9 protein-coding genes are annotated in these 7,889 nt (G+C 67.0%); 6 read left to right on the forward strand and 3 right to left on the reverse strand.

Going from position 1 to position 7,889, the window contains the following annotated elements:
• Positions 1-22: 22 nt before the first annotated feature.
• Positions 23-1,393, forward strand: coding sequence for an MFS transporter (locus CRO22_RS09770; RefSeq protein ID WP_097069953.1), 1,371 nt, complete (start codon positions 23-25; stop codon positions 1,391-1,393).
• A gap of 100 nt (positions 1,394-1,493) precedes the next feature.
• Here CRO22_RS09770 and CRO22_RS09775 read toward each other — a convergent pair whose 3' ends face one another.
• On the reverse strand, positions 1,494-2,351 hold the full coding sequence (locus CRO22_RS09775) for an aldo/keto reductase (RefSeq protein ID WP_097069954.1): 858 nt from the start codon (positions 2,349-2,351) through the stop codon (positions 1,494-1,496).
• A 139-nt stretch (positions 2,352-2,490) separates the two neighbouring features.
• A complete protein-coding gene (soxR, locus tag CRO22_RS09780; protein WP_097069955.1) occupies positions 2,491-2,976 on the reverse strand; it encodes a redox-sensitive transcriptional activator SoxR in 486 nt (161 codons plus the stop codon).
• A gap of 153 nt (positions 2,977-3,129) precedes the next feature.
• Here soxR and CRO22_RS09785 point away from each other — a divergent pair, with 153 nt between their 5' ends.
• Positions 3,130-3,858: an SDR family NAD(P)-dependent oxidoreductase gene (locus CRO22_RS09785; RefSeq protein ID WP_097069956.1), complete on the forward strand. Its 729-nt coding sequence runs from the start codon at positions 3,130-3,132 to the stop codon at positions 3,856-3,858.
• A gap of 21 nt (positions 3,859-3,879) precedes the next feature.
• Here CRO22_RS09785 and CRO22_RS09790 read toward each other — a convergent pair whose 3' ends face one another.
• Positions 3,880-4,326, reverse strand: a complete 447-nt coding sequence (locus CRO22_RS09790) for a cyclophilin-like fold protein (protein WP_245860933.1) — start codon at positions 4,324-4,326, stop codon at positions 3,880-3,882.
• A gap of 232 nt (positions 4,327-4,558) precedes the next feature.
• On the opposite strand from CRO22_RS09790, the gene CRO22_RS09795 reads away from it, so the two are divergent.
• The 4 genes from CRO22_RS09795 (at position 4,559) to CRO22_RS09810 (ending at position 7,492) form a co-directional block, all read left to right on the forward strand.
• Complete coding sequence (locus CRO22_RS09795; protein ID WP_245860934.1) at positions 4,559-5,512, forward strand: LysR family transcriptional regulator; 954 nt, start codon at positions 4,559-4,561, stop codon at positions 5,510-5,512.
• 120 nt (positions 5,513-5,632) lie between these two features.
• Complete coding sequence (locus tag CRO22_RS09800; RefSeq protein WP_097069977.1) at positions 5,633-6,394, forward strand: carboxymuconolactone decarboxylase family protein; 762 nt, start codon at positions 5,633-5,635, stop codon at positions 6,392-6,394.
• Positions 6,395-6,418: 24 nt separating this feature from the next.
• Complete coding sequence (locus CRO22_RS09805; protein ID WP_097069957.1) at positions 6,419-7,057, forward strand: NADPH-dependent F420 reductase; 639 nt, start codon at positions 6,419-6,421, stop codon at positions 7,055-7,057.
• 39 nt (positions 7,058-7,096) lie between these two features.
• Positions 7,097-7,492, forward strand: a complete 396-nt coding sequence (locus CRO22_RS09810; RefSeq protein ID WP_097069958.1) for a (R)-mandelonitrile lyase — start codon at positions 7,097-7,099, stop codon at positions 7,490-7,492.
• The last annotated feature ends 397 nt before the right edge of the window (positions 7,493-7,889 follow it).

Genomic DNA, 7,889 nt, shown 5'->3' on the forward strand with positions numbered 1-7,889 from the left:
ACCCTTTGCGAAAGGCCAGGCCATGCCGATTTCCGCAGCAAAATCCTCAAAGCAACGGGGCGATGCAGTGCTGATCTGCGTCGCCGCCGCCACCTGCCTTGCGCTGGTGATCTTCTGCGCGCCGCTGACCACCGTGACGGCGACGGTTACCGGTTTTGCGGGCGGCGGGGCGCTGCAAGCCTGGGTGCTCAGCGCGATGCCGCTTGGGGCGGCGGCGGGGCTCCTTGCGGCGGGCGCGATGGGCGATGCGCTGGGGCGGCGCGAGGTGTTCATCGGCGGGCTCTGGCTTACGGCGGCGGCCTCGGCGCTGGCCACGCTGGCACCGACCGGGGCGGTGATGGTTGCGGGGCGGATCCTGCAAGGGCTTGGTTGCGCAGGGATTCTCGCCTGCGGACTTGGGCTTTTGGCCGAGCGTCACGCAGGCCCGGCGCGGGCGCGCGCCGCCCGGATCTGGGCGGCCTCCCTTGGCGCGGGCGTCGCCATTGGCCCGCTGCTCTGCGCCGCCCTGCTGCATCTGGCGGGTTGGCGGGCGGCTTATGGCGTCATCCTGATCCTTGCGTTGGTGCTGGCCCTTCTTGCGCCCCGCGTGCTCAGTGCCGCACCGAAGCAAAGGCAAGCCGTCGATGTGCCGGGCGCCGTGCTCCTGATGCTGGGTCTCGTGCCGATGCTGGCCGCGCTGATCCAGTTGCGCGCCGGTTTCTCGATGTCGGTGCTGGCCCTCGCCCTGACCGGAGCGGTCTTCCTGATCTGTTTTCTGGTCCGCGAACACCGCGCCCCGAACCCGATCCTTGCGCCGGGGCTGTTTCGCAACCGGGACTTCGTCGCGGCAACCACGGGGGCCTTCGCCTCGGGGGCGGGGGTGCTGGCGATCATGGGCTCGGTGCCGGTGATCTTGCAGCAGGGTTACGCGATGAGCGGCATTGCGGCGAGCCTCGTTCTGCTCGTCTGGTCAGGTCCGACAGCGGCGACGGCGCTTGTTTGCGGCCCTCTGACGGGTCGGTTTTCGCCGCGCGTCGTGCTGATTGCGGCGCTGCTTGGCTGCGCCCTCGGGCAGATGCTGCTTTTGGGTCTGCGCGCCGACGCGGGATGGCACGGCGCTTTGGCGGGGCTGCTGGTGGCGGGCCTGTCGAACGGCGTGCTGAACGCCGCGCTCGGCCATCAAGCGGTGGAGAGCGTTCCTGCCGCACGCGCCGCGATGGGCTCGGGCGCCAACAACACCGCGCGTTACCTTGGCTCGGCGATCGGTTTTGCCGTGATCGCGCTTTTGATGGCGCGGGGGGTAGCGGCGGGCGATATCTTCCGCGGCTGGCACGAGGCGGTTCTGGCAAGCACCGCCTTTTCGCTCGCGGGGCTTATCGTTGTTTCGCTTCCAGGGCGGCGCTGCACCTCCTGAAGGGCTACCTCGCCGCCGCAGGCGGAAAAGACATCGATGCTTTGACGAAAAGGGCGCCACGGGTTTCCGTGGCGCCTTCTCTTCTGGTCGCGCGTGGGTCTCAGACCTTGCCGCTATAGACCGGGAAGAAGCTCACATCGCCGTAATCCTTGGCGGTGATCGCTTTCAGTGCCGCCATATCGGCCTCGGAAATCTCGAAATCCACCGCGGCATTCTCCTGCATCCGCGCGGGTTTCGAGGTCTTCGGCAGCACGAGGCAATCGAGTTGCAGCACATAGCGGATGCACAGCTGCGCCACGCTCACCCCGTATTTCGTCGCCATCGCGCCGATTTCCGGGTTGTCGAGGATCTTGCCATGCGCGATCGGCGAATAGGCCTCGACCAGCATCCCTTTCGACTGGCAATAGCCGATCAGATCGAAGGGCGTGTTGCCGATATGGGCCAGAACCTGATTGATCATCGGCGTGACGGTGGCGTTTTCAAGCAGGTTGTCGAGGTCTTGCTTCTGGAAGTTCGACACGCCGATGGCGCGCAGCTTGCCCGCCGCCAGCGCCTCTTCGAGCGCCTTCCAGGCGGCCAGATTGCCGGCAAAGAACCGATCCTCGGCGGCCCATTCGCCCCAGGGCTGCGGGCTGTGGATGATCATCAGGTCGATATAATCAAGCCCGAGCCGCTCGAGCGAGCCCTCGATCGCGGCCTTGGCGCTCTCGTAATCCTTGATCTCGGCGGCGAGCTTGGTCTGCACGAAAATCTGCTCGCGCGGCACGCCGCAGGTGCGCACGCCTTCGCCCACGCCGCGCTCGTTCTCGTAGGCCTGCGCGGTGTCGATATGGCGATATCCCAGCGCAATCGCCGCCTTCACGGCCTCGGCCACTTCGGCGTCCGGGATCATCCAGGTGCCAAGCGCCAGTTTCGGAATCGCAACGCCGTTGGGCAGGGTCATGGTCTCTTGCAGCATCTCTTTGCTCCGTCGCTGTGGCCCCGCAGGGCCGTGAGGGGAGGCGCCGATAGTCCGGCGCCCTTCTGGAGCGGATATAGTCCGGCGCCGCTTTCAGGATAATCGCGCCGTAATGGCTAGTTCCCATGAACGGGATTCATCAATGCCGCCCCGCTTTCAGCAACACCGCCCCCTTGCCCTCGGCGGCCAAAGCGTCGGAGGGGTTGCGCAGCGGGCAGATTTCTTTCGACAGACACCCGCAACCGATGCAGCCGTCGAGCCTGTCGCGCAACTCGGTCAACCCCGTGATGCGCGCCTCGATCGCCGCCTTCCAGCCCGCCACCATGTCGCGCACCTCGCGCACATCGGGGGTCTGGTCGGGCGGGAAGGGGCGCAACAGCGCCGCGATCTCGGCGAGCGAAAAGCCCAGATCCTGCGCCACGCGGATGATCGCGATGCGGCGCAGCACGTCACGCGCATAACGGCGCTGGTTGCCCGCACTGCGCAAGGCCGCGATCAGCCCCTTTTGTTCGTAGAAATGCAGCGTCGAGACTGCCACCCCGGCGCGCTCGGCCACCTGCCCGACGCTCAATATCTTCGGCAAGGGGCCGGGCCTGGGCGCGCGCGAATTTGTCGCTTGGGGCATCGGCGATCTCCTGTTGACCTCAACCTTACCTGAGGTTTTATACGAGGGGTCGGCTTGGATCAGCAAGCCCCCTCATCGCAGCGGCGGCGGGGGAGGATGCGGCGCCGACGGGGGGGTTGGCCCCTTGGCGTCGCCACAATGGAAAGACGCTGAATGTCTGAGACGACACAAAAAATCGTGCTGGTGAGCGGCGCGAACCGGGGCATCGGGGCGGCCGTTGCGGCGGCGCTGGCGCGCGCGGGGGTACATGTGCTTTTGGGCGCGCGCACGCTGGAAGCGGGCGAGGCGGCGGCTGCGCCGATCCGGGCCGAGGGGGGCAAGGTCACCGTGGTGCAGCTCGACGTGACCGATGCGGCCAGTGTGGCCGCGCTGGCCGGGAACCTGGCCGCCGATTTCGGTTACATCGACATTCTGGTGAACAACGCGGGCGTCGGGCTTGATTATGTGCCGGGGCTGAGCGCGGTCGAGAAGATGGAGCAGATGCTGGCGATCAACGTGGTCGGCGGGTTGCGCCTGACCGAGGCGATGCTGCCCTTGCTCGAAAAAAGCACCGCGCCGCGGATCGTCAATGTGTCCTCGGAACTGGCCTCCTTCGGGCTGCGCCACGATCCGAGCTGGGGCCACCACGACAAGGTGATGCCGCTTTATGCCGCCTCGAAAGCGGCGGTGAACGCGCTGACGCTCGGCTATGCGTTCGCGCTGGCCGACAAGGGGATCAAGGTCAATGCGATCTGCCCCGGCTATACCGCGACCGAGGCGACCAATTTCATGCCCGACCGCACGGTCGATGAGGCGGCGGTGGTGATCTTGCAGATGGCGCTGCTGGGCGACGATGGCCCGACTGGCGGCTTCTTCAACGATCAGGGCCCGCTGCCTTGGTAAGTGCTTGATCTTCGGGCGCGTCTACTCGGCGCGCTCGAACCTTGCCGTGACCGGGCCGGAGCGGTCGAGCGCCGTGACCGGCCCGTCGAACCGCCCCAAAGGCACCAGCCCCGGCGCGCTGGAAAACGGCTTGAGGAAGATCGCCAGATTGCCCCAGGGCGCGTAAAGGGTGATGTCGCCGGTCGCAGGCTTGTAGCTGCGCGGCGCGCCCGTGGTATCGAGCCGGCGCGGCAGATCGGCGATGCGCTCGATGCCGTGGTAATCGGTCAGCACCAGATCGCGCGGCAAAATCGCTGCGAAATCGCGCGCGGTTGCGCTATCGTTCAGGGTAGCGGTGAGCGTGGCATCGGGCAGGATCACGCGGATCTGGATCATCGTCGGGGGCTCCATGGAGGCGGGGGTTTGGGCGGGCAGCAGGCCGGGCGCCGCAAGGGCGAGACAGGCCATAAGGCAGGTGCGGCGCAGCATCGCTTTTCCTCTCGGGCAACGGGCGGACCGCCAGTTCTGCCAAGCATTGCCGCGAAACCCGCGCAGGGCAATCGCGCCTTGGGGCAATCCACCCATGAGCAGCACTCATCAATGTCTGCGGCCTTGGCCCCATTAAGCCCGATTGCCCCCGGCGCTAGTCTCGCCAAGGCCCGGCGAGCAAATCAATCTTTGGACTTAATGAGCCGGGCGCATATATTGCGAGGAAGATCCGATGCCCCAAGGCCAACCGCGCCCCCACCCCCATCTGCAATCCGTTGATCTCCCCGCCATGCTGCGTGAAAACCTCAACGACCTGATCGCGCTTGCCACCGTTGCCGAAGAGCGCAGCTTCACCCGCGCCGCGGCCCGGCTCAATGTGTCGCAATCAGCACTCAGCCACACGATCAAGGCACTCGAGGCGCGGCTCGGGCTAAGGCTTCTGACCCGCACCACCCGCTCGGTTGCGCCGACTCTCGAAGGCGAGGATCTGCTGGCGACAATCAACCCCTGTTTCGAAACCATCGAGGCGCGTCTGCGCGCGCTCAACGATGCCCGCGACGAGCCCACCGGCACGGTACGGATCGTGGCGACCGACTATGCCATCGACACGGTGCTTTGGCCCAAGCTCTCGCCAGTCTTGAAGAAATTCCCCTCGATCAATCTGGAACTGGTGATGGATTACGGCTTCACCGACCTCGCCTCGGCGCAATGCGACGCCGGGGTGCGCTATGGCGAGGCGGTGAGCGAGGGCATGATCGCCACCCGCATCGGCCCCGACGAGCGCATGCTTTGCGTCGGCGCGCCCGAGTATTTCGCCCGCGCAGGCATCCCGCACCAGCCGCAGGATTTGACCGCGCATGCCTGCATCAACCTGCGTCTGTCGACCCATGGCGCGCTTTACGCCTGGGAATTCGAGGACAAGGACGGCAACGAGATCCGGGTGAAGGTGCGCGGGCAATGCTGTTTCAATACGGTGATGCCGGTGATGCGCGCCGCGCTCGAGGGACATGGGCTCGCCTGCCTGCCAGACCGGATGGTGGCGCCCCATCTGCAAAGCGGAGTGCTGCAAGCCTGCCTCGAAGACTATTCCCCCGCCTTTCCGGGCTTTTACCTTTACTACCCCAGCCGCCAGCGCCCCTCTTCGGCCTTTACCGCCGTGCTCGAAGCCCTGCGCGAGAGGGGCTGAGGGCCCAGAGACGGGGGTTCCATGAATCCCCGTCATGAGTGGGGTGTTCATTTCCGCCATTAAGTTTGCCCGCCACAGGGGCCAAATGACCCTGGGTAAGATAACCCGATGGAGGCCCCGATGAACACCACACTTGCCGCATCCGCCCTGGCGCTTTTCGCCACCGGCGCCTCGGCCGAGGCGCTCTCGCGCAGCCAACCCGAAAGCCTGGACCGCGTTGCCCCCGCGCTCGCCGCCTATGCGACCGACGATCTGCTGGGCAAGGTCTGGACCGGGGCGGAGCTGTCGTTGCGCGACCGGGCGCTGGTCACCTTTGCCGCGCTGATGACCCGGCACGAGACCGACACGCTGGCGCGGCATGCGGACCTCGCGCTCGAGGCCGGGGTGAGCCCGGCCGAACTGTCGGAGACCATCACCCATCTCGCCTTCTACACCGGCTGGGGCAATGCGATCGCCGCCACGGAGGCGCTGGCGCCGATCTATGACGCGCGCGGCATCACCATGGCCGACCTGCCCGCCGTTTCGCCCGAGCTTTTGCCCCTGAACGCCGAGGCCGAGGCCGCGCGCGATGCGATGGTGACGGCCAATTTCGGCACTGTCTCGCCGGGCGTGGTGGAAACGACGCGCGATATCCTGTTTCGCGACCTCTGGCTGCGCCCCGATCTCGCGCCGCGCGACCGCTCGATGGTCACCGTCGCGGCGCTGATCGCCGCCGGCCAGCCCGAACAGATGACCTTTCACCTCAACCGCGCGATGGACAACGGCCTGACCCAGACCGAGGCGGGCGCGATGCTCTCGCATCTGGCCTTCTACGCGGGCTGGCCGAAAGTGTTCTCGGCGCTGCCGGTGGCCAAGGCGGTGTTCGAGGCTCGCGCCCAGTAAGGGGCGCCAAGCAAGGAGGCGGTGATGCGGATCGGCATTCTCGGATCGGGGCGGATGGGCGGCACGCTTGGGCGGCTCTGGGCGCGCGCGGGGCATGAGATCGCCTTCGCCTATGCCCGCAGCCCCGCCAAACTTGCGGCGCTGGCGCGCGAGACGGGCGGGTTCAGCGGCTCGGTGGCCGAGGTCACCGCCTGCTCCGAGGTGCTGCTGCTTGCCGTGCATTGGAGCCGCGTGCCCGAAGTGCTGACGCAGGCGGGCGCGCTGACGGGCAAGGTGGTGCTCAATTGCTGCGTGCCGCTTGACGACACCGACAGCGCGCTGGTGCTTGGCCCCACCACCTCGGGCGCCGAGGAACTGGCGCGGCTGCGCCCCGGCGCGCGTTGGGTGGGGTGTTTCAACACCACGCCCTCGGAAAGCCTGGCGCCGGTGTTTGCCCGCAAGGGCCAGGCCGACCCGCCGCAACTGCTGGTCTATGGCGAAGATGCGGGCGCGCTGAGCCTCGCCGATGCGCTGATCCGCGACATCGGCTTTGCGCCCTGCCCGGCGGGCGGGCTGCGCTCGGCGCGCTTCGTCGAGCCCTTCGCCATGGTCACGGCCGAACTGGCCTATGACCAACCGGGCGGCCCGGCGCTGATCTATCGTTTCGAGAAACTGCGCCCTTGAAGCCGCGCCCATACGGCGTGCAACCAACTGGAGACACACATGAAAATCATCCGTTCCGGCGAAACCCCTTCGATGAAGGGCCCCGAGGACTGGTTCACCGGCACCGTCCGCGTCGACATGCTGTTTGCGGCCGAGGCGCCCGGCCGTGCCAGCGGCAGCCATGTCACCTTCGAGCCCGGCGCGCGCACCGCCTGGCACACCCATCCGGCGGGCCAGACGATCCTGATCACCTTCGGGCGCGGCCGGGTGCAGCGCGCGGGCGGCCCGGTCGAAGAGGTGCGCGCGGGCGATGTGGTCTGGTTCCCGGCGGGCGAGAAACACTGGCACGGCGCCTCGGCCGAGACCGCGATGAGCCATATCGCGGTGCAGGAAAGCATCGACGGATCGCCCGTGACCTGGCTCGAGAAAGTCGCCGACGCCGATTACAACGGGTGAGGCGGGGCGAGAGACCGAAGCTCCCACCACCGCGGCCATGGTGCGGCGGCGGCGGGAGCCGGTGATCCGATCCATGAGAAACGCATCGCCAAGGTACCCTGTGACGGAGCCCGGCCCAGTTCGGCACACGACATCTGCTGATGTTCTTCCTGCCGATCGCGCTGGCGATCGGGCTTCACCTTGCCACCGCCCCTTGCGGCGGGAGCTTTATCAGCAATCGAGCGTGTTTCTGCGCGATCTGTTCTCCAATGACCCGGAACGTGTTCGAACCACGCTGGAGAACGCAGGTCAGGGCGGCATCCGCCTGTCGGAGGGTCTTGACTGGGGCCTGCGCGCCGCTGTCGTGATCGGGTTTCTGGCCTTTTCACTGCTGATCCCGAAATCGGCCTCGTCACAA

It is taken from the genome of Rhodobacter maris (assembly GCF_900217815.1).
GTDB lineage: Bacteria > Pseudomonadota > Alphaproteobacteria > Rhodobacterales > Rhodobacteraceae > Rhodobacter > Rhodobacter maris.